General features: G+C 57.5%; 22 protein-coding genes. 14 read left to right on the forward strand and 8 right to left on the reverse strand.

Annotated features, from left to right (window positions below; translation table 11 throughout):
* Positions 1–54: 54 nt before the first annotated feature.
* Positions 55–2,583 (reverse strand): ABC transporter permease, encoded by a 2,529-nt coding sequence (locus ABJD00_RS17045; RefSeq protein ID WP_413832849.1) that lies wholly within the window; start codon positions 2,581–2,583, stop codon positions 55–57.
* Entirely contained in the window at positions 2,580–3,272 is a 693-nt protein-coding gene (locus tag ABJD00_RS17050) for an ABC transporter ATP-binding protein (protein ID WP_413832851.1), read from the reverse strand. Before ABJD00_RS17050 ends, ABJD00_RS17045 begins: the two co-directional genes overlap by 4 nt.
* 51 nt (positions 3,273–3,323) lie before the next feature.
* Here ABJD00_RS17050 and ABJD00_RS17055 point away from each other — a divergent pair, with 51 nt between their 5' ends.
* Both ABJD00_RS17055 and ABJD00_RS17060 read left to right on the forward strand, forming a co-directional pair.
* Complete coding sequence (locus ABJD00_RS17055) at positions 3,324–3,959, forward strand: arylesterase (RefSeq protein ID WP_413832853.1); 636 nt, start codon at positions 3,324–3,326, stop codon at positions 3,957–3,959.
* Between the two features lies 1 nt (position 3,960).
* On the forward strand, positions 3,961–4,575 hold the full coding sequence (locus tag ABJD00_RS17060) for an SOS response-associated peptidase (protein WP_413832855.1): 615 nt from the start codon (positions 3,961–3,963) through the stop codon (positions 4,573–4,575).
* A 200-nt stretch (positions 4,576–4,775) separates the two neighbouring features.
* Here ABJD00_RS17060 and ABJD00_RS17065 read toward each other — a convergent pair whose 3' ends face one another.
* Entirely contained in the window at positions 4,776–4,982 is a 207-nt protein-coding gene (locus tag ABJD00_RS17065; protein ID WP_108838131.1) for a cold-shock protein, read from the reverse strand.
* Between the two features lie 292 nt (positions 4,983–5,274).
* Here ABJD00_RS17065 and ABJD00_RS17070 point away from each other — a divergent pair, with 292 nt between their 5' ends.
* The 3 genes from ABJD00_RS17070 (at position 5,275) to ABJD00_RS17080 (ending at position 9,156) form a co-directional block, all read left to right on the forward strand.
* A complete protein-coding gene (locus ABJD00_RS17070) occupies positions 5,275–6,606 on the forward strand; it encodes an NAD(P)-dependent oxidoreductase (protein WP_413832858.1) in 1,332 nt (443 codons plus the stop codon).
* A 25-nt stretch (positions 6,607–6,631) separates the two neighbouring features.
* Positions 6,632–7,936: an NAD-dependent dihydropyrimidine dehydrogenase subunit PreA gene (gene preA, locus ABJD00_RS17075; RefSeq protein WP_413832860.1), complete on the forward strand. Its 1,305-nt coding sequence runs from the start codon at positions 6,632–6,634 to the stop codon at positions 7,934–7,936.
* A 521-nt stretch (positions 7,937–8,457) separates the two neighbouring features.
* On the forward strand, positions 8,458–9,156 hold the full coding sequence (locus ABJD00_RS17080; protein WP_413832862.1) for a sulfite exporter TauE/SafE family protein: 699 nt from the start codon (positions 8,458–8,460) through the stop codon (positions 9,154–9,156).
* 128 nt (positions 9,157–9,284) lie between these two features.
* Here ABJD00_RS17080 and ABJD00_RS17085 read toward each other — a convergent pair whose 3' ends face one another.
* Positions 9,285–9,896, reverse strand: coding sequence for a TetR family transcriptional regulator C-terminal domain-containing protein (locus tag ABJD00_RS17085; protein WP_413832864.1), 612 nt, complete (start codon positions 9,894–9,896; stop codon positions 9,285–9,287).
* 152 nt (positions 9,897–10,048) lie between these two features.
* On the opposite strand from ABJD00_RS17085, the gene ABJD00_RS17090 reads away from it, so the two are divergent.
* From ABJD00_RS17090 to ABJD00_RS17130, 9 genes are all read left to right on the forward strand, one after another.
* Entirely contained in the window at positions 10,049–11,299 is a 1,251-nt protein-coding gene (locus tag ABJD00_RS17090) for a Zn-dependent hydrolase (RefSeq protein WP_413832866.1), read from the forward strand.
* Positions 11,300–11,303: 4 nt separating this feature from the next.
* On the forward strand, positions 11,304–11,624 hold the full coding sequence (locus ABJD00_RS17095) for a hypothetical protein (RefSeq protein WP_413832868.1): 321 nt from the start codon (positions 11,304–11,306) through the stop codon (positions 11,622–11,624).
* A gap of 68 nt (positions 11,625–11,692) precedes the next feature.
* Positions 11,693–13,153, forward strand: a complete 1,461-nt coding sequence (hydA, locus tag ABJD00_RS17100) for a dihydropyrimidinase (protein ID WP_413832870.1) — start codon at positions 11,693–11,695, stop codon at positions 13,151–13,153.
* Positions 13,153–13,617 carry a hypothetical protein gene (locus ABJD00_RS17105; protein ID WP_413832872.1) on the forward strand — a complete coding sequence of 155 codons (465 nt, stop codon included), beginning with the start codon at positions 13,153–13,155 and terminating at the stop codon, positions 13,615–13,617. The genes hydA and ABJD00_RS17105 overlap by 1 nt, the downstream gene beginning before the upstream one ends.
* A complete protein-coding gene (locus ABJD00_RS17110) occupies positions 13,614–14,393 on the forward strand; it encodes an ABC transporter ATP-binding protein (protein WP_413832874.1) in 780 nt (259 codons plus the stop codon). Before ABJD00_RS17105 ends, ABJD00_RS17110 begins: the two co-directional genes overlap by 4 nt.
* An 87-nt stretch (positions 14,394–14,480) precedes the next feature.
* Positions 14,481–15,341, forward strand: coding sequence for an ABC transporter permease (locus tag ABJD00_RS17115; RefSeq protein WP_413832876.1), 861 nt, complete (start codon positions 14,481–14,483; stop codon positions 15,339–15,341).
* Positions 15,342–15,385: 44 nt separating this feature from the next.
* Complete coding sequence (locus ABJD00_RS17120) at positions 15,386–16,186, forward strand: ABC transporter permease (protein ID WP_413832993.1); 801 nt, start codon at positions 15,386–15,388, stop codon at positions 16,184–16,186.
* Positions 16,187–16,226: 40 nt separating this feature from the next.
* Positions 16,227–17,216 (forward strand): ABC transporter substrate-binding protein, encoded by a 990-nt coding sequence (locus ABJD00_RS17125; RefSeq protein ID WP_413832878.1) that lies wholly within the window; start codon positions 16,227–16,229, stop codon positions 17,214–17,216.
* A gap of 118 nt (positions 17,217–17,334) precedes the next feature.
* On the forward strand, positions 17,335–17,598 hold the full coding sequence (locus ABJD00_RS17130; RefSeq protein WP_413832880.1) for a hypothetical protein: 264 nt from the start codon (positions 17,335–17,337) through the stop codon (positions 17,596–17,598).
* Positions 17,599–17,637: 39 nt separating this feature from the next.
* Here ABJD00_RS17130 and ABJD00_RS17135 read toward each other — a convergent pair whose 3' ends face one another.
* The 4 genes from ABJD00_RS17135 to ettA all read right to left on the reverse strand — a co-directional run bounded on the left by ABJD00_RS17135 (position 17,638) and on the right by ettA (position 21,323).
* Entirely contained in the window at positions 17,638–18,006 is a 369-nt protein-coding gene (locus tag ABJD00_RS17135; RefSeq protein WP_413832882.1) for a DUF4157 domain-containing protein, read from the reverse strand.
* Positions 18,007–18,171: 165 nt separating this feature from the next.
* Entirely contained in the window at positions 18,172–18,729 is a 558-nt protein-coding gene (locus ABJD00_RS17140; protein WP_108838206.1) for a L,D-transpeptidase, read from the reverse strand.
* A 156-nt stretch (positions 18,730–18,885) separates the two neighbouring features.
* Complete coding sequence (locus ABJD00_RS17145; protein ID WP_413832884.1) at positions 18,886–19,662, reverse strand: DUF4145 domain-containing protein; 777 nt, start codon at positions 19,660–19,662, stop codon at positions 18,886–18,888.
* A gap of 5 nt (positions 19,663–19,667) precedes the next feature.
* Positions 19,668–21,323 (reverse strand): energy-dependent translational throttle protein EttA, encoded by a 1,656-nt coding sequence (gene ettA, locus ABJD00_RS17150; RefSeq protein ID WP_108838119.1) that lies wholly within the window; start codon positions 21,321–21,323, stop codon positions 19,668–19,670.
* Positions 21,324–21,395 lie beyond the last annotated feature (72 nt).

Consider the following 21,395-nt stretch of genomic DNA (forward strand, 5'->3'; position numbering starts at 1 on the left):
TGGTTCAATGGCTGGGGATGGTTTTGCACGGGCAGCGCGCTGTCGCAACTGCGCTTATTCGCGCCCCCTGAGCACTTGGGCGGGGCGTGCGGCCAGCGGACCCCAGGCAAAGGCGAGACCGGCGACCAAAGTGGCGGTTACGCCGCCGATAATGATGGCCAGAGCAGAGGGCCAAATGACGCTGAAATCAGTGTCCATGACAAACGTGCTCACTGCCCAGCCCCCTGTGATCCCAGCCGCCAGAGCCACCGCACCTGCGGCCAACCCCAAAAGGGCGGCGCGGGTGGCAAAGCTGATCAGGATGCGCCGTCGCGTGGCCCCGAGGGTCTTGAGCACTGCTGCCTCATAAGTGCGCGCCTGCGTGCCCGCTGCTGCGGCACCAATCAGCACGAGAAAACCGGTCAGCAACGTTGCCCCCGCGCCGTAGGAAGTCGCAGCGGCCAGCCCGGCGAGCACATCGGCGACCCGGTCGATCGCATCGCGCACGCGGATGGCGGTGACGTTTGGATAGGCGTTTGAAATGTCGCGCAGGATTTGAGCTTCGGATTCTTCGGTCGCGTAGACGGTGGATATGAAACTGTGCGGCGCGCCTTGCAGTGCGCTGGGGTTCATCGAAAGGATGAACCCGATGCCTGCGGTGGAAAAGTCTACCTCACGCATGGATGTGATCGTCCCGGTGATGTCGCGCCCAAGGATGTTGATGGTGAGGGTGTCGCCCAGTCCGATCCCCATTTCTTTGGCCTCTTCTGCGGCAAAGCTGATTTGGGGCGCGCCTGCGTAGCCTTCGGGCCACCATTCGCCAGCGGTGATGCGCGTATTTTCGCTTGGGGTTTCGGAGTATGTCAGCCCCCGGTCGCCCTGAATCACCCAGTGATCGCCCGCGACTTCGCTGGCTGGTGTTCCGTTTATCTGGGTGATGATGCCGCGTAGCATCGGCGCGCTTTCGATGCGGCTGACGCTCTCGTCACTTTCCAATCGTTCCGTATAGCCGGCAATCTGATCGCGCTGGATATCTACGAAGAAGTAGCTGGGGGCGATGTCCGGCAGGTTGCCCGAAATGGCGTTGCGCAGGTTTCCATCGATCTGTCCCACCGCGGCAAGCACGGACAGGCCGAGGCCAAGAGACAAAACAACAGAGGCAGCCCCTTCGCGCGTCCCCGAGATCGCACCAAGCGCCCAACGGAGCGCCGGTCTGCCTTTGGCCCTTGGTGCCAAGCGGCGCGACAACCAGCGGATGCCGGTGGCAGCGATGGCCAACAAAGCCAGCGCAAATGCGATGCCGCCTGAGGTCCAGAGCGTCAGCCACCATGTGCCGGAGAACAGGCCCGCGAGCCCAATCAGTGTTACAAGCCCAAGCGCGATCCACAGCAGGTAGCGCGCGGCAGGCAAGAGACGTGCAGTGCCAAGTGCGTCGCGAAACAGAGTTGCTGCGCGCACGTCTTCAGCCCGTGCCAGTGGCCAGAGCGTGAAGACAAAGGCGGTCAAAAGACCGTAGATCGCGGATTCAAACAACGGACCGGGGTAGATGGCAAAGCTGGCAGGGATTGGAAGCCGCGCTTCGATCACTGGTGCCAGGGCGAGGGGGATAAGCGCACCGAGGACCAACCCGATGGCAATGCCCAGCAGAGACAGCGTCCCGATCTGGAAAAAATAGGTTTGAAAGATGGTGCTGCGTTCTGCACCGAGCGTGCGCAGAGTGGCGATCACGCTGGTTTTTTCCGAAAGGTAGGCGCGTACCGCTGCCGACACACCAACGCCGCCGACAGCAAGGCCTGATAGGCCGACAAGCACCAGAAACGCGCCCAACCTATCTACGAACTCAGACACCCCGGGCGCCCCGTTGCGCGCATCTGTCCAGCGCAACCCGCTGTTTTCAAAGCGCGTGCGTGCCTCTGCCTCGAGCATATCGAGGTCTGTGCCGGGAGGCAGGGCAAGGCGGTACTTGGAATTGAACAGCGTGCCTGCCGCCAAAAGCTGCGCGTTTTCAAGGCTTGTGCGCAACACGATGGTGCGCGGACCCAAGGCAAAACCACCAGCGGCGCCGTCAGGTTCGCGGCTGAGTTCTGCGCTTAAACGGAAGGTTTGGGTGCCAAGACGGAATGTGTCGCCGACGCTGAGGCCAAGGCGGTCGATCAGCGCGCGTTCCATCACAGCGCCGGGCATGCCGTTGTTGATAGCGAGTGCCTGATCGAGCGGCATGTCTGGCGTGAGTTCGACGGCTCCGATCAAGGGGTAAAGGTCATCGACGGCCTTGATCTGGGTTAGGCCCCGTTCTGTCCCGTCGGGGCCATCGACCACGGCCATGGACCGGAAGTCCGCGATTTCTGACACTTCTGTGGCGACGCCGTTCATCCATTCCAATTCGTCCTTAGACGCGAACCGGTAGGTGAAATCGAGTTCTGCGTCACCGCCCAGCAAGGCAGCGCCCTCGCGCTCCAAACCCGCTTCGATGGCTGAGCGGACCGAGCCGACAGCGGCAATGGCGGCAACGCCAAGAGCAAGGCAGGCCAGAAAAATGCGAAACCCGCGCAGGCCTCCGCGCAACTCGCGGGCCGCAAATCGAGCGGAAGTGGCGAGGCTCATTCGGCGGCGGCCCGGCTGTCGGGTTCCAGAGCGCCATCGGACAGCCGGATCACGCGGTCACACCGTGCCGCCAGTTCAGGCGCATGGGTTACTAGCACGAGGGTCGCCCCGTGCCGGTCGCGCAGATCAAAGAGCAAATCCATGATCGCACTGCCATTGGCCCCATCCAGATTTCCCGTGGGTTCGTCTGCCAGCAAGATCTCGGGCCGCGTGACAGAGGCGCGCGCAAGGGCCACGCGCTGTTGTTCGCCGCCCGACATCTGGCTTGGGTAATGGTTGGTGCGGCTGCTCAGGCCCACGGCGTCCAGTTCGGCCTGTGCCCGTTCAAACGCGTCTTGGACGCCCGCCAATTCCAGCGGTGTGGCGACGTTTTCGAGGGCAGTCATTGTCGGGATCAGGTGAAAAGACTGAAAGACCACACCCATATGCCCACGTCGAAAGCGGGCGAGCGCGTCTTCATTCATGGCTGTCAGGTCCTGACCCAAAGCATGGATCGTCCCACCCGTTGCCTGTTCCAGCCCACCCATGATCATCAGCAACGAGGATTTTCCGGATCCAGAGGGACCCACAAGTCCCACAGTCTCACCCCGTGTGATATCGAGCGTGATCCCGTGCAGGATGTCGACCCGCCCGGCATTGCCATCAAGGCTGAGCGCTGCATTTTTGAGGGACAGGACTGGATCGGACATATGCGCGCGCCTTTACTGTCTGTTACGAGGTCATATGGAGGTTGGATTGATATGAGCAAGTCAGTGGGCGCGATTGTTCTGGTTTTTTGCGCATCTGTGGCGTGGTCAGAGGACGTTACGATTGCCGCCCTCGGCGACAGTCTGACCCAAGGGTATGGCTTGCCGGCAGAACAGGGCTTTGTTCCGCAACTGGAACAATGGCTGAAGGATCAGGGGCGGGACGTGACTGTGATAAACGCAGGTGTTTCTGGGGATACGACTGCTGGTGGGTTGTCCCGCGTGGATTGGACCCTGACGCCGGATGTGGATGCGCTGATCGTGACGTTAGGGGGGAACGATCTGCTGCGCGGGATCGATCCTGAGGTGAGCCGGGCCAATCTGGACGGAATATTGAGTGTTGCGTCCGGTGCAGGTGTCGAAGTGCTGTTGGTGGGCATGCAAGCGCCGGCCAACTACGGACCTGAATACAAGGCTGCGTTTGATTCCATGTATCCCGACCTTGCCGAGGCCTATGGCACTCTTTTTGCCGAGAGCTTTTTTGAAGGGCTGGGAGGAGCGGGCACGGACCCGGCCACGCTTGGCGACTTTATGCAAGCCGACGGCATTCACCCAAATGCCAACGGTGTGGCGCGGATTGTTGAAGGGTTGGGACCCTTCGTTCTGGACCTCGCCCGAAAGGCTGAGTGACATGCCTGGCCGTTTCTTTCTGACGGACCCTATGACTGCCTTGGCCGAGGTACTGGGCGTTTCGGCGGGCGTGGTTGGCAACGAACCTGCGCGGCGCAACATCGCACCCGGGCAGGAAATCGTCGCGTTCAATGGGGTATTGTCGCGCATGCGTTGGGGCATTGTGCCTGTCGGCCGGGTTAATGCGCGAGGCCGCCCGGTGATGGAGCAGATTATCAACGCACGTAGCGAGACTGTCTTTGACAAATCCGCCTTTGATGGTGTGGGTCGAGCCATAATTCCCGTGAACGGTTGGTATGAGTGGACGGGCGAGAAAAGAAAAAAGACTGCATGGCGGATTAAGGCTAAGGGCGGTGACTTCCTGTACTTTGCGGCTATCACAGACGTATGGACCGCGCCGGGTGGCTTGCGCGTTCCGCAGGTGGCGGCGGTGACTTGCGCGCCCAACGCCGATGTTGCGCCGATCCATCACCGCATGGGCGTACTTTTGGCGCGTGATGATTTGCCTGTCTGGATGAGGGATGATCTGGAAGCGGCCAAGGCTTTGATGGTGCCCTGGCCCGTTGGTCGCCTCGAGATTTCAGAAGCGGACGATGTCGACTGGGACGGTCCGTGATCCAAAGGACGCTTCGCGACACCATTTTATTGATAGTCTTTGGTGGCTCTGCCCCATCATATGCGCGACTCCGCGAGATTTTTTGTATCAGAGATGGGCGCGGTGGATCTGTCTTGCTTCAATTCAGGTGGCCTGGGCAAAAAAAGGGCGGCGCATGAAAAATGCTCCGCCCGTTTGATTCTTTTAGAACTCTTTGGTCGTTAGACCAGCGCGATGTTCACAGCGCTTTCGCGACCATCACGTCCTGCTTCGAGGTCGTAGGTCACTTTCTGGTTGTCGGCCAGACCTGTGAGGCCTGATCGTTCCACTGCGGAAATGTGGACAAAAATATCTTTTCCGCCGCTTTCAGGCGCAATAAAGCCATAACCTTTGGTTGTGTTGAACCATTTGACGGTGCCGGTGGCCATCGTCGTAACTCCTAATTTGTCCTGCCCGCAACATGCGGCAGCTTGGCATTGTCATTTAGATCGAGTGACTGAGCCAGTAGGAGCAGTGGGTCGATAGATGATTTAGCATCTTTAAAATGGCTGGTTTTTGCTCCAAATCAAGCTTTTCTCGTAACAATGCCTGTTTCTGGCATCTTGCCGCTTCTTTAGGCGGTTTGGCCGTTTGGCTGCGTTTGATAAATTTTACCAGTTGATAAAAATATTTGTCTGTGAAAGCGTTTTAGTACGAAACAGTTGTCGCTTTGGAGCAGAAATGACGCAATCTCCTTTCACACCGGGTGTGGCTTCGGGTCGGTTGGCCGCGCCGGAGTATGACGCGAATTTTTCCGATCTGCATCCTGCGCTGGATGCGCATGAGGCGCTTGTGGCGGCCGATCGGTGCTATTTTTGCCATGATGCGCCCTGTATCACGGCCTGTCCGACAGACATTGATATCCCACTTTTCATACGCCAGATCGCGACGGGAACCCCGGATGCTGCGGCCAAGACGATTTTGACGCAGAACATCATGGGGGGCATGTGTGCACGCGTTTGCCCGACCGAAACGCTGTGCGAAGAGGCGTGCGTGCGCGAGATCGCTGAAGGTAAGCCAGTTCTGATTGGTCAATTGCAGCGGTATGCCACCGACCATTTGCAGGAAAAAGGTGAGCATCCGTTTGCGCGCGCGCCGTCCACCGGCAAGTCGATTGCCGCCGTCGGGGCCGGCCCTGCTGGTTTGGCCTGTGCGCATCGGTTGGCCATGTTGGGGCACGATGTCGTTGTCATGGATGCGCGTGCCAAGCCCGGTGGTTTGAATGAGTACGGGATTGCCGCGTACAAGACGCCCGAGGGATTTGCGCAGGCGGAAGTGGACTGGTTGCTGGGCATCGGTGGCATCACACTGGAGCATGGCAAGGCGCTGGGCACTGACGTTACGCTGGACAGTTTGCGAGCTGATTATGATGCGGTGTTCTTGGGCATGGGCCTTGGTGGCGTGAACGGGTTGTCTGTTGAAGGTGGCGACAAGGCAGGTGTTTTGGACGCCGTCGATTTCATCTCTGATCTGCGGCAAGCGGGCGATTTGGCCGACCTGCCCGTGGGCCGTGACGTGGTTGTAATTGGTGGTGGCATGACTGCTGTCGATGCCGCCGTGCAGGCCAAGTTGCTGGGTGCGCTCAACGTCACGCTGGCGTATCGGCGGGGGCGTGATCGCATGAACGCCAGTGTGTTTGAACAGGACCTTGCGGCTTCGAAAGGGGTCCGGATCATGACACATGTGGTGCCAAAGGCCATTCACGGAAATGGTGCGGTGCGTGAGATCGAATTTGAATACGTGAACCAGGATATGACTGGAACGGGCCAGACCGTCTGCATCGCCGCGGATCAGGTCCTGCGCGCTATCGGGCAGACGCTTGAGAGCGATGGACTGCCTGATCTGGAGAGCGGGAAAATTGCCGTAAGTGGTGCTGGTCGCACCAGCGTTTCAGGGGTCTGGGCCGGGGGCGATTGCGCCAGTGGAGGCGACGACCTGACCGTAACGGCTGTGGCCGAAGGGCGCGACGCGGCGATGGATATACATGACGTTTTAATGGGCGCAGCGGGATAAACCCCGCCTATAGGGAGGCTTGCATATGGCTGATCTGACAAGTGACTTCGTAGGGATCAAATCCCCCAACCCCTTCTGGCTGGCCTCGGCTCCGCCGACGGACAAGGAATACAACGTCCGCCGGGCTTTTGAGGCTGGGTGGGGCGGTGTCGTCTGGAAAACCCTTGGGTCCGAAGGTCCGCCAGTCGTCAATGTGAACGGACCGCGATACGGGGCGATCTATGGCGCAGATCGTCGCTTGTTGGGTCTGAACAACATCGAGTTGATCACGGACCGCGACCTTTACACTAACCTTGAAGAAATCAAGCGCGTCAAAGCGGACTACCCTGACCGTGCGATGATCGTGTCGATCATGGTCCCCTGCGAGGAAGAGGCGTGGAAGGCGATTCTGCCTCTGGTCGAGGATACGGGCGCGGATGGGATCGAGCTGAACTTTGGCTGCCCCCATGGGATGAGCGAACGCGGAATGGGGGCGGCTGTTGGCCAAGTCCCTGAATACATTGAGATGGTCACGCGTTGGTGCAAGCAGTACTACTCCAAGCCTGTCATCGTGAAGCTGACTCCAAACATCACCGATATCCGCAAACCGGCTGCGGCTGCCCGTGCTGGCGGAGCAGATGCGGTGAGCCTGATCAACACCATCAACTCGATTACTTCCGTGAACCTCGACACCATGTCGCCCGAGCCGTCCATTGACGGCAAGGGATCGCATGGGGGCTATTGCGGCCCCGCGGTCAAGCCGATTGCGATGTCGATGGTGTCAGAGATTGCACGCGGTGCTGACACGGCTGGTCTCCCGATTTCAGGCATTGGCGGGATCACCACGTGGCGTGATGCGGCGGAATACATCACGCTGGGCTGCGGCAACGTACAGGTCTGTACTGCGGCGATGACCTATGGGTTCAAGATTGTTCAGGAAATGATCAGCGGCCTGTCGGAGTGGATGGACGAAAAAGGCCACACCAGCATTGAAGACTTCCGTGGCGCGGCGGTGCCCAATGTGACGGACTGGCAATATCTGAATCTGAATTATGTGGCCAAGGCGCAGATCAATCAGGATCTTTGTATCTCTTGTGGGCGTTGTTTTGCAGCCTGCGAAGACACATCACATCAGGCCATTTCGATGAGCCCCGAGCGGGTGTTTGAAGTCATCGATGAAGAATGCGTTGCCTGCAATCTGTGTGTGAACGTCTGCCCGGTTGAGGACTGCATCACCATGGAGGCGATGGCCCCTGGCACGGTCGATCCGCGGACCGAAAAGGTGGTTGAACCGGAATACGCCAACTGGACGACACATCCGAACAACCCGAGTGCGACAGCTGCGGAGTGAGCGTACGCGCAACGCCCACCGGTGGTTTTCGCTAATCGGGGCGTTAACGCCATGAAAAGAAGGTGAGTGGGCGGGGCACAACCCGTGCACACCCTGTGCACTGAACGTGCACCGCAGTGTGCACTTTTGGGCTGAAGGGCCCGGTTAACAGGGCGTACGGTACTGTTTGTTAAGGGTGGGTTAATGGCGGCTCTGCGAACAAATCCGACTTCCATTTGGAGCAGCCAGATGACTGCATCTGGGCGCAATAAAAGTGGGCTAAGCTATCAACCTGTGCAGATGAGGGCCCTCTGGCAAAGCGACAACGTGCGCCGCACTTTTTCGAGCCGCTGTTACGGCGCCCGGACAATTCGCATAAAGAAACATGAGAACCGATTGGTGTAGGTTGATTGTGCGAGCCGGGCCGATATCAATCACCCTAGCGAATGCACCTTCGTCTGGATCGCTGAAGTGAGGAGTCGAAACTGGATTTCAATCTAGACTACACCGGATGGCAACTTGCGGCCATTTTGGCGACCTATTTGTTTGCGGCCACCGCCAAGGGCGTCACCGGTCTTGGATTCTCAACAGTGTGTCTGCCATTTCTTGCCCTGACGGTCGGTTTGAAGGAAGCCCTTCCACTTGTGATTATCCCGTCGATCTCGTCCAATTTGGTCGTTATGCGCCAAGCCGGGCGGCTTGGAGAAACGCTCACTCGCTTTTGGCCAATGCTTTTGACAACACTCCCCGGCTTGGTGATGGGATTGTGGTTCCTGACGATAATAGACGGCCGCATTGCTGGTGGAATACTGGGGTCTGTTTTGCTGCTTTGGTGCGCATTTGCTTACGCCAAACCAGATTTCAGGCTCTCTGTGACATGGGAGCGCCGTTTGGGGCCGGTGAGCGGTTTCCTGACGGGTGTCACAAACGGCGTGACCGGGTCGCAAGTCATGCCATCAATGCCCTATCTCATGGCCCTTCATCTTGACCGAAATCTGTTTCTACAGGCGATCAATTGCTCTTTCACTCTCTCGAGTATGATTATGGCCTTGGGTTTGGGTAAATTGGGCTTGTTTACGGTAGACGCAGTATTTGTATCCGTTTTGGGTACTGTGTGCGCTTTTGTTGGCCTCTCAATGGGCGAAAGGGTGCGCCGGAAGCTCTCGCAAGACGCATTTCGTCTTGCCCTAATCCTCATGCTCGTTGCGATGGCCATCGGCCTCATTTTCCGAGCAATCTGAGATCCGCAATTCGCGGTGCATGAAGGATTGCGGCCTTGATCAGTGAAGCCTGACGCCTTCTAAAAGGGATCAAAGCTAGCTTGGCCAAACGGTTCGGCGCAAAGCGGGCATCCAAACACAGGGCTCCCTCACACACTCAACACCCTGCGAAACAACGCATCCAGATAAGTTCGTGCGCCTTCGATCGGGTCCCGGTCTGACAGCACCTGCACCTGTACGTCGAAGTCGGCGTAGTGCTGGGTGGTGGACCAGATCGAGAAGATCAGATGGCGGGGGTCGACCTTTGCCAGTTTACCTGCATCGATCCAGCCCTCGATCACAGCGCATTTTTCGTCAAAGAGCGGTTTCAGATCGGCCTCAAGATGCGGGTGCATGCGCGGCGCCCCTTGTAGAATTTCACCTGCAAAAAGGCGGCTTTCGCGCGGCAGGTCGCGCGCCATGTCGAGTTTGCGGTGCACGTAGTCGAGCAGTTCTTCCAGCGGCTCGCCATTCGCGTCCATTTCGACAAGCGGGTCGAGCCATGTTTCCATCAGCTGGTTGAGGAGGGTAACGTGGATCTCTTCCTTGCCCGAAAAGTAGTAAAGGATGTTGGGTTTTGACAGGCCCGCCGCCTCGGCGATCTGATCCAGCGTTGCTCCGCGATAGCCGTGGGCCGAGAAGACGTCGAGAGCGGCATCAAGGATCAGGTGCCGATTGCGCTGTTGAATGCGGCTTGGCTTTTTGGCGGCGCCATCGGGCATGGGCGTTCCTTTGATGTCTGGTGCCGCAAGTCTAGGCAGATGCGCCGCGTTTAAGCAAATCAGTCCAAAGCAGTTCTTGACACAAATGCGCGCCTTGGCAATCGTGTCTTTACCAATTGGTCAAAAAGTGACCGAAGTGATCGGGGGACAGCATGGCAGCACCGGGTGAGAATCTGCGCATCAACGGAGATCGGCTGTGGGACAGTCTGATGGAAATGGCCGAGATTGGCCCGGGTGTGGCGGGTGGTAACAATCGCCAGACCCTGACAGATGAAGATGCCGAGGGGCGCGCCCTGTTTCAGTCGTGGTGTGAGGCGGCGGGTTGCACCATGGGTCTCGATCAGATGGGCAACATGTTCGCCCATCGCGCTGGTTCGGACCCCGAGGCGTTGCCTGTCTATGTGGGCTCCCACCTCGACACGCAGCCGACCGGGGGCAAATATGACGGGGTTCTGGGTGTGTTGGGTGGTTTGGAAATCATTCGGACCCTCAACGATCTGGATGTGAAGACCAAGCATCCCATCGTTGTGACCAACTTTACCAATGAAGAGGGCACGCGCTATGCGCCTGCGATGCTGTCTTCGGGCGTGTTTGCGGGTATTCACACACAGGATTGGGCCTATGACCGGGTGGATGCGGACGGAAAAAGCTTTGGCGACGAATTGAACCGGATCGGCTGGCGCGGCGACGAAGAAGTCGGCGCGCGGAAGATGCACGCGTTTTTTGAACTGCACATTGAACAGGGTCCCATTCTGGAGGCGGAAGCTAAGGACATTGGCGTTGTCACCCATGGGCAGGGGCTGTCATGGACTCAGGTGACGATCACGGGCAAGGACAGCCATACCGGGTCGACCCCGATGCCGATGCGCAAGAATGCAGGGCTGGGCATGGCGCGGGTTCTCGAGAAGGTGGACGAGATTGCGTGGTCTCATGCGCCGCATGCCGTTGGCGCAGCTGGCCACATTGATGTCTATCCGAACTCGCGCAACGTGATCCCGGGCAAAGTAGTCTTTACCGTTGATTTCCGCTCGCCCGAATTGAGTGTGATCGAGGATATGGAAGCGCGTCTGAAGGTTGAAGGCCAGAAGATAGCCGATGAGATGGGTCTTGAGATCATGTTTGAGAAAGTCGGCGGGTTTGACCCGGTTGCCTTTGACGAGGCTTGTGTCGGGGCGGTTCGCACGGCGGCAGAGCGCCTTGGCTATACTCACATGAACCTGATTTCGGGCGCGGGCCATGATGCGTGCTGGATAAATCGCGTCGCACCGACGGCGATGGTCATGTGCCCGTGTGTGGATGGGCTGAGCCACAACGAGGCTGAGGAGATTTCGAAAGAATGGGCCATGGCTGGGACCGATGTTCTGATGCATGCGGTTGTCGAGACGGCAGAGATTGTCGGGTGAGGGTATGCTGAACCCGGACCTGAGTGTGGCGGAACGCATTGAGGCGATGATCGCCGAGGAGATTGTCGAGGCGCCGATTGGCACGCAAACCGAGTGCAATACGCTGGTTGCCTTTCAGTCGGCACTGGTTGAACCGTTCGAGACGACGGTGCAGTTTTCAGGTGGCATGACACAACGCTGTTGGAGCGTGACGCGCACAGACGGGTCCTATCGCGTGGTGTATCTGCCGCTTGCAGGTTATTTTTCGCTCTGTGTGGAAAGTGATTTTGGCCCGCTCGATATTGGCGTGCATGGATCGGCGTTGGGGTGTTTTGCATCTGTATAGTTGGGGCTTTGCCCCAGACCCCTTGGTATTTTTCGTCAGTAGAAACTGGCTGACAGAGGAGAGATGACATGAGCAAGGTAATCAAAGGTGGTATGGTCTGTACGGCGGACCGCACATGGAAGGCTGATGTGCTGATCGAAGGTGAAGTGATCAAGCAGATTGGTGAGGACCTCGTGGGCGACGAGTATATCGACGCCGAAGGGGCCTACGTCATCCCCGGCGGGATCGATCCGCATACCCATCTTGAGATGCCTTTTATGGGTACCACCGCGGCCGAAACCTTTGAGTCCGGTACCTGGGCGGCGGCTGTTGGTGGCACCACCATGGTTGTGGATTTCTGTCTGCCGGGCGCGGACGGATCGATCAAGAACGCGATCAACGAGTGGCACCGCAAGTCCGCACCGCAGATTTGTTCTGACGTGGGTTACCACATGGCTATCACTGGCTGGAACGAGAACGTGTTCAACGAGATGAAGGACGCCGTCGATATGGGCGTCAATTCCTTCAAGCATTTCATGGCCTACAAGGGTGCGCTGATGGTCGAGGATGACGAGATGTTCGCCTCGTTCCAGCGGTGCGCCGAGTTGGGTGCCTTGCCGATGGTGCATGCGGAGAACGGCGATCTGGTTGCTGCTTTGCAGGAAAAATACTTCAACGAAGGGATCACTGGGCCTGAGGGCCATGCCTATTCCCGGCCCCCCGAGGTCGAAGGCGAGGCGGCGAACCGTGCCATCACCATCGCAGATGCAGCTGGTGTGCCGCTTTATATTGTGCACGTGTCTTGTGAGCAGGCCCATGAGGCGATCCGCCGGGCACGCCAGAAGGGGATGCGGGTGTATGGCGAACCTTTGATCCAGTTCTTGACGCTGGATGAGTCAGAGTATTTCAACAAGGACTGGGATCATGCCGCGCGCCGTGTGATGTCGCCGCCGTTCCGTTCCAAAGACCATCAGGATTCGCTTTGGGCGGGTCTGCAGGCGGGATCGTTACAGGTGGTGGCCACGGATCACGCGGCCTTCAACACCGATCAAAAGCGTGCAGGTCGTGACGATTTCCGCATCATTCCGAACGGATCGAACGGTCTGGAAGAACGTCTTGCCGTTTTGTGGACCGAAGGGGTGGAGACCGGGCGGTTGACCCCGAATGAGTTCGTCGCGGCGACGTCCAGCAACGTGGCCAAGATCCTGAACATCTATCCAAAAAAGGGTGCTATTGTTGAGGGTGCGGATGCGGACATCGTGGTGTGGGATCCGAAGATCACCAAGACGATCTCGCCTACGAACCACCATTCGGTGCTGGATTACAATGTCTTCGAGGGTTTTGAGGTGACCGCGCAGTCCCGCTACACCCTGTCACGGGGTGAAGTGATCTGGGCGTGGGGCCAGAATTCGCAACCCGCACCCGGACGCGGCAAGTTCGTGCCACGCCCGGCGTTCTCTTCGGCATCCAAGGCGTTGAGCACGTGGAAGGCTCTGACCGCGCCCAAGATGATCGAGCGCGATCCGTTGAACATCCCAGCGGGGATTTGATGTTTCGACGTCCAACCGCTGAACAGTTGCGGCGACAAAACCTGAGCGACCGTTTTGGAGTCGTCTTCATTCTGTCTCTCGTAGTCACGTTCGTAACGTTTCCTGTGTTGATTGGCGGGCTGGAAGCCTCGGGTGCGTTGGGTCTGGTGTTCGTATTTGGCCTGCCATTGCTGTTTAGCATCTTGCTGCCAGCCGTGATCGTCTCGGCCGTAAAGATGGCCGTAGTCTATCGGGTTTGCGAAACGCGACTGCCTGCCGCTATTGCATTTGTTATCGGGTCCAGCGTCGCGGCATTTGTGGGAGTCGTTCTTGCTTGCCACCTCGATTTTAGCTGGCAGCAGCCGTACGTCGCATTGGTCAATGAACCCATCAATTTGCAGTTTTCGACGACTCTTGGAGCGTGGGCCGCCATGGTTTCGGGTGTCATCGCACTATTCTTTTGTCGAGATGGAGACGCTTCGTGAGCTCAACTGTCATCTCTGCACAAAACCTCGACCTAACATTCGAAACTAATGATGGCCCTGTCCACGCCCTCAAGGACGTGTCTCTGGACATTGAGAAGGGCGATTTCGTGAGTTTCATCGGGCCGTCTGGCTGTGGAAAGACGACTTTTTTGCGTGTCATGGCCGATCTGGAGCAACCTACGGGCGGGACGATCACAGTCAACGGGGTCAGCCCCGAGGCAGCACGTGAGGCGCGTGCCTATGGCTATGTGTTTCAGGCCGCCGGGCTTTATCCGTGGCGCACCATTGGCAAGAACATATCGTTGCCGCTTGAGATCATGGGCTATTCCAAAGCGGATCAGGCCGAGCGTGTGACCCGCGTTTTGGAACTGGTCGAGCTTGCCGGGTTTGAGAAGAAGTTTCCCTGGCAACTCTCTGGCGGAATGCAGCAGCGCGCTTCGATCGCGCGGGCACTCGCCTTTGATGCGGATATCCTGTTGATGGATGAACCCTTTGGAGCACTGGACGAGATTGTGCGTGACCACCTCAATGAACAGCTTTTGCAGCTGTGGGACCGGACCGGAAAGACGATCGCCTTTGTAACGCACTCGATCCCGGAGGCGGTGTATCTGTCGACGAAGATTGTTGTCATGTCGCCGCGCCCGGGGCGCATTACGGATGTGATTGACAGTCCTTTGCCGCGTGAACGTCCGCTGGATATTCGGGAAAGTCCTGAGTTCCTGGAGGTGGCGCACCGGGTCCGGGAAGGGTTGAGAGCGGGGCACGGCGATGTTTGATCGGCTCTCCCCTTTAGGCGGCAAAGACACCTGTCGGGCAATGGGGTGGGATTTTCTTAAATCAAAGAAGCGGGGGGTGTGCCCCTGATGCGCAGTGTTCTGCCTGTATTGACTATCGTCGCGGCGATCTTTGCTTTTTGGTATCTGGCGGCCATCTGGCTCAATGCGCCATGGGCCTATGACAAGGCAGAGCGTGCGGGTGTGGAATTAAGCGCGTCCGAGCTGGTTGCGGACACATGGGCGCAGGACAAGCCCAAGCTGCCGGCCCCGCATCAGGTGGCGGTCGAAATCTGGGAAACCACGGTTGAGAAAAAGATCACCTCGAAACGGTCCTTGATCTGGCATTCATGGGTGACGCTGAGCGCGACCTTGCTCGGCTTTGCCCTTGGGACTGGGCTCGGCATCCTGTTGGCTGTGGGCATCGTTTACAACACTGTCATGGATCGATCTGTGATGCCCTGGGTCATCACAAGCCAGACGATCCCCATTCTGGCCCTCGCACCGATGATCATCGTTGTGCTGAACGCGGTGGGCATATCGGGCCTGCTGCCCAAGGCGATGATTTCGATGTATTTGTCCTTTTTCCCGGTGGTCGTGGGGATGGTAAAGGGATTGCGTAGCCCGGAGGTCATGCAGCTGGACCAGATGCGTACTTGGAATGCGAGCGCGTCCCAGACGTTCTGGCGGTTGCGTCTGCCAGCCTCGATGCCCTATCTCTTTGCCTCGTTGAAAGTTGGTGTCGCGGCGAGCCTTGTGGGCGCGATCGTGGGTGAGTTGCCGACGGGGGCCGTTGCGGGGCTGGGCGCGCGCCTGCTGGCAGGCAGTTATTACGGGCAAACGATCCAGATTTGGTCGGCCCTTATCATGGCGGCGGCCCTCGCTGCTGTGCTTGTGGCAATTATCGGGGTGATCCAGCGCGTGACACTGAACCGGATGGGGATGGCCTGATGGGGTGGATCGTTTTCGCATTTCTTGCGTGGGTTCTGGGATGGATGGCGAACGTCTGGATGTCGCGCCAGCCTGCCACGCCGGTTATCCGGCTTGCGATGCCCGTTGTCTTTGGCCTGACCCTGATTGCGATTTGGGAAGGGGTCGTACGCGGCTTTGACATCTCGGCCGTTTTGTTGCCCGCGCCATCTGCGATTGCTGTGCGCTTTGCCGCTTCGACAGACATCCTGTGGGAAGACTTTGTGCAAACGGTGATCAAAGGCGCACTGAGCGGGTACATCATCGGGTGTGGTGCCGCGGTGCTGACCGCGATCTTTATTGATCGGTTTTCGTTTTTGCGTCGGGGTTTGTTGCCAGTGGGCAATTTCGTGGCGGCCTTGCCAATTGTCGGCATGGCCCCGATCCTGGTGATGTGGTTTGGGTTTGACTGGCAGTCGAAAGCCGCCGTGGTCGTCGTCATGGTGTTCTTTCCGATGCTCGTAAACACGGTCGAGGGGTTGCAAGCCAGCAACCAGATGCAGCGGGATTTGATGAAGACATATGCTGCGCCCCCTCTGACCACCTTGATCAAACTGCGCCTGCCGCTGGCCATGCCCTTCATTTTCAACGGTCTGAAAATCGCCACCACGCTGGCGTTGATCGGTGCCATTGTTGCTGAATTTTTCGGCTCACCCATCCGAGGCATGGGCTTTCGTATCTCGACATCTGTCGGGCAGCTTGCGCTTGACCTTGTCTGGGCCGAAATTGTCGTCGCCGCCATTGTAGGATCGGCCGCCTATGGGGGCGTTGCGCTCATCGAGCGTGCTGTGACATTCTGGCATCCATCTCAACGGGCCCGGTCATGAAGGTCCGAACCACAAACCAAAACCAACGAAGGAGTACCACATGAGAACGATCACAACCTTTGCCGCCAGCGCGGCAATCAGCCTGAGCGCCTTTGCGGCCCAAGCCGCAGATGACGTTACCTTGCAGCTGAAGTGGGTCACGCAGGCCCAATTCGCGGGTTACTACGTCGCCCTCGATAAAGGCTTCTACGGAGAAGAAGATCTGAACGTGACCATCAAACCGGGTGGCCCTGACATTGCGCCGACCCAAGTGCTTGCTGGTGGTGGCGCAGACGTCACCGTGGAATGGATGCCTGCGGCTCTGGCTGCGCGCGAAAAGGGACTGGCGATGGTCAATATCGCGCAACCTTTCAAATCGTCAGGCATGATGCTGACGTGCCGCAAGGACGCAGGTGTCAGCAGCACGGACGATTTCCCGGGCAAGACGCTGGGTGTCTGGTTCTTTGGCAACGAATTCCCGTTCTTGTCGTGGATGAGCCAGCTGGGTATCGCGACTGACGGATCAGACGGCGGAGTCACCGTGCTGAAACAGGGATTCAACGTGGATCCGATCCTGCAAGGGCAGGCGGCCTGTGTGTCCACCATGACCTACAACGAATACTGGCAGATCATTGACGCGGGTCTGACGCCTGAGGAATTGCAGGTGTTCAAGTATGAGGATCAGGGTGTCGCGACGCTCGAAGACGGCCTTTATGCGCTTGAAGAGAACCTTGCCGACCCTGCCTTTCAGGACAAGATGGTCCGCTTTGTGCGCGCCTCGATGAAGGGCTGGAAATACGCCGAAGAGAACCCGGATGAGGCTGCTGAAATCGTTCTGGACAACGATGCCTCGGGTGCACAGACCGAAGAGCACCAAAAACGGATGATGGGCGAGATTGCCAAGCTGACAGCAGGCAGCAACGGTGCGTTGGATCCGGCGGATTACGAACGTACGGTGGCATCGCTGCTGTCGGGCGGGTCTGATCCAGTGATTTCCAAGGCGCCCGAAGGGGCTTGGACACACGCGATCACGGATGCGGCGCTGAACTAAGGTAACCGCGATCCTAAGAACAGAAAAGGCCAGCCCTCGGGTTGGCCTTTTTCGTAACAAAGCGCTGGATTTTCGAAATGGCCGCTCCATGTATTGACCGGATAAAGGAGTGCGCCACATGACACGTATGGAAAATCTGCAGCCAGACCTTGAGGAACAAGCCCGCCAGGATGCGGTCTATCAGGCGGCGATGTCGTCGATCAACGCATCCGCCCGCAGGACCGAGCGTAATGGATATGCCGTAATGGCCAGTGTCATGGGATACGGCGAGGGTGCTCTGGGCGACGGTATGTTTGCCAAGACGAGCCACGCTGCCAAGCTGTTCATGATTGCGTTTGGCTGCGCTGTGCCACCGTTTCTGGTGTGGTGGGTCCTGCTTTAGGAACGCCCCCGCACAACGGCCAAACGACATTATGCAGCGTTACTTGGACACCAGTGCCTTACCCTTTTGCTCTTTGGGGAGCTTTTTGCCGCCCGCCTGCTGGATGACATGCGTCAGTTCATGGGCGATAAAATCTTTGTTTTTCGCGTCTGACGGTTTGGCAAAGTAAATATCCGAGCCTTTTGCAAATGCTTTGGTGCCAAGGTCCTTGCAGATGTCAGCCGCGTTGCCGCCCGAATGTACACGCACCTTTTTGAAGTCTGCGCCGAACACTTGCTCCATCGTTTCAATCACATCTGCGGGCGGCTTGACGCCTTTGGTGCCTTCGGGTTCGGTCTTGATCGGTTTGACTTTGGCTTTCTTGCCTTTAAGCTTTTCGACGGCTTTCTTGATTTTTTCGTTGGCCATATGGATTCTCCAAAACGCAGCATCGTTCAATACTGAGCAGTATAGCACGACGAAAGGTGATGCGGACAGTCGGGTATTTCGTTCCAAATCACACAAAAACAGACGCGTCGTTCGGCTTTAAGCCGTTAACAAAAACGCCGAAATCGGTGCGGTAGAAAACTTTACTCAGAGTACAGTCACTACCGTGCCGATGGGCACGCGGTTGTAAAGATCGGCAACATGTTCGTTTAGCATGCGGATGCAGCCGTTGGATACGGACGTTCCGATTGTGTTGGGCTGGGTCGTGCCATGGATGCGAAAATATGTGTCGACACCGTTCTGGAACAGGTAGAGCGCGCGCGCACCCAGAGGATTCCCTTCACCGCCGGGCATAATGTAGTTGTTGTCGATGAACTTGGTATACAGATGCGGATCGCGCTCGATCATTTCCTGGGTGGGGCGCCAGGTTGGCCACTCTTTCTTGACGTCGATGGTGGCGCTGCCTGTGAATTCCAGCCCGGCACGACCGACGCCAACGCCGTAGCGGATCGCTTTGCGTTCTTCGGTCACCCAATAGAGGTAGTAGCTGCGGGGCAGGACAAGGATCTGGCCTGGCAAAAAGTCTTTCTTGATCCGCACCTCTTGGGGGGTGGGGTCAAAGGCAATGTTTGACTGCGCTTGAATGAGGGTCGGGGCAAGCGCGGCTGCGGCGCTGAGGCTGAGGAAATTGCGGCGGTCCATAATCTCTCCGAATGTAATGTGTCACGAGGATGCCCGTATGGCGCGCTGCGTCAAGAGTCTGTTGAATTGTAGGTGTCACAATCCGGTGGGGTTTGTCGGTGTGGAGCGGAAATGCCACGCAATTTCCCGGATCCAGACCGCCCTCATGAGCGAGGTGATTTAACCTTCATCAGGGTCTTCGATTTGCTTCGGCTTGTCATGGGCGACTTGTTTTTGTTCTTTTTTATCCTCTGCGATGGCCATTATCTTGCCAAACCTGTCATGCCTTTTTTTACGAGCAACGTACCACTCCTCAAAAAGGGTCTCGATCAGTTCAATGAGAGTTTGCGCCTCGTTTGAATCCACCTCAATAATGAGGTTGATATCCTTTTCCATGTGGGCACCGATATTGCCGATATTCCGAACGGCATCAATCGCTTCGACACTATCTTCCGAGACACCTTTTGGCGCTTTTTCTTCTTCAACCCGCTTTTTGAGTTCCCGTATTTCATCAATCAATCGGCCCTTGGATATTCCGCAAAAGTCTCGGATCATTCCTTGTAGACACCTACGTGCGAGTGTTGCCGAGGCTTTGGGACTAAGATCTCGAATTTTGCACGCTTCTTCGTAATCTTCTCTCAGTGGCGGGGGAATGTAATCAGGCTGATGTTTGGCCGCGCTTTCTGGCATTAGTCTTTTGCTATACAAAGGGTCGTCTATCGTTGGACGAATGTTGCCTACGTTGGTGATCTCGTACTGCTTTAAATGAAACGCAAGCGTGAGCTTTTGACAGTCTGGATTAGAGCACCCCACGGCCACCACATGCGATCCAACGTATCCCATATCGACGTTTTTTACGTAAATTCGATTTTGAGACTCGTAAAATTGATGTTCAGTTACGACTTGCTTGTGAAAACAATATGGGCATTCAAAATTAAAGGGCTCAAAATCTGCCACTCAATTCACCTCGCAAACTTCTTATGCTTCAACCGCTTAGGCTCAAGCGCATCTGGCCCCAGCCGGCGCTTCTTGTCTTCCTCGTAGTCCTCAAAGTTCCCCTCGAACCACTCCACATGTGCATCGCCTTCAAAGGCCAGGATGTGCGTGCAGATCCGGTCGAGGAAGAAGCGGTCGTGCGAAATCACCACCGCGCAGCCGCCGAAGTCGACAAGGGCGTCTTCCAAAGCCCGCAGCGTTTCGACGTCGAGGTCGTTCGTCGGTTCATCGAGCAGCAGGACGTTGCCACCGGATTTCAACAGCCGCGCCATGTGCACGCGGTTGCGCTCACCGCCTGACAGCAGGCCGACTTTTTTCTGTTGATCGCCGCCTTTGAAGTTGAACGAAGAGCAGTACGCGCGCGAGTTCACCTCGGCATCGCCAAGGGCGATCAGTTCGGCACCGCCAGAGATTGCTTCCCACACGTTGTCATCTGCGTTCAGATCATCGCGGGACTGGTCCACATAGGACATCTGCACCGTGTCACCGATTTCGACGCTGCCCGCGTCAGGCGTTTCCTGACCCGTGATCATCTTGAACAGCGTGGATTTACCCGCGCCGTTTGGACCGATCACGCCGACAATCGCACCGGGGGGGATGGAGAATTCGAGGTTTTCCATCAACAGCTTATCGCCCATGTGTTTGGACAGACCCGCCACGTCGATCACCTTGCCGCCCAATCGCTGGCCGTTGGGGATGACGATCTGGGCGTAGGACAAACGCTCGCGCTCGGACGTTTCCAGCATATCGTTGTAGTTGTTGATCCGCGCCTTGGATTTCGCCTGACGGGCCTTGGCCCCCTGACGCATCCATTTGAGTTCGCGTTCCAGCGTTTTCTGGCGAGATTTGTCTTCGCGCGCTTCTTGTTCGAGGCGTTTGGCCTTTTGTTCCACCCAAGAGGAATAGTTGCCTTCCCATGGCACGCCCTTGCCGCGATCTAGTTCAAGGATCCAGCCCGTGATGCTGTCAAGGAAGTAGCGGTCGTGGGTCACGATCAGGATCGTGCCTTTGTAATCAATGAGGTGCTGTTGCAGCCACGCGATGGTTTCCGCATCAAGGTGGTTGGTCGGTTCGTCCAGCAGCAGCATTTCGGGCGCTTCGAGCAGGAGGCGGCAGAGCGCGACGCGGCGTGCCTCACCACCTGACAGCGTCGTGACGTCCGCATCATCAGGGGGGCAGCGCAGTGCCTCCATGCTGACGTCGATCTGGCTGTCCAGATCCCAGAGGTTTTCGGCGTCGATCTTGTCTTGCAGTTCGGCCATCTCGTCAGCGGTTTCGTCGGAGTAGTTCATCGCCAGTTCGTTGTAGCGGTCGAGGATCGCCTTTTTCGGCGCGACCCCAAGCATGACGTTTTCGCGCACCGACAGTTCGGGGTCGAGTTTGGGTTCCTGTGGCAGGTAGCCGACCTTGGCCCCTTCGGCGACCCATGCTTCGCCGGTGAAATCCTTGTCCATTCCGGCCATGATTTTCATCAGCGTGGATTTACCCGCGCCGTTCACGCCGACCACGCCGATTTTCACGCCGGGTAGGAAGTTGAGGTGGATGTTCTCAAAGCATTTCTTGCCACCCGGATAGGTCTTGGAAACGCCGGACATGTGGTAGACGTATTGATAGGCGGCCATGGCAGGCTCCTTTGGAGAGAGGGGACGCGTTTGGGCGTTCAGATACAGGTGCGTTGGGCGGGGTGCAATGGT

It is taken from the genome of Tateyamaria sp., from assembly GCF_039945315.1.
Classification (GTDB): Bacteria; Pseudomonadota; Alphaproteobacteria; order Rhodobacterales; family Rhodobacteraceae; genus Tateyamaria.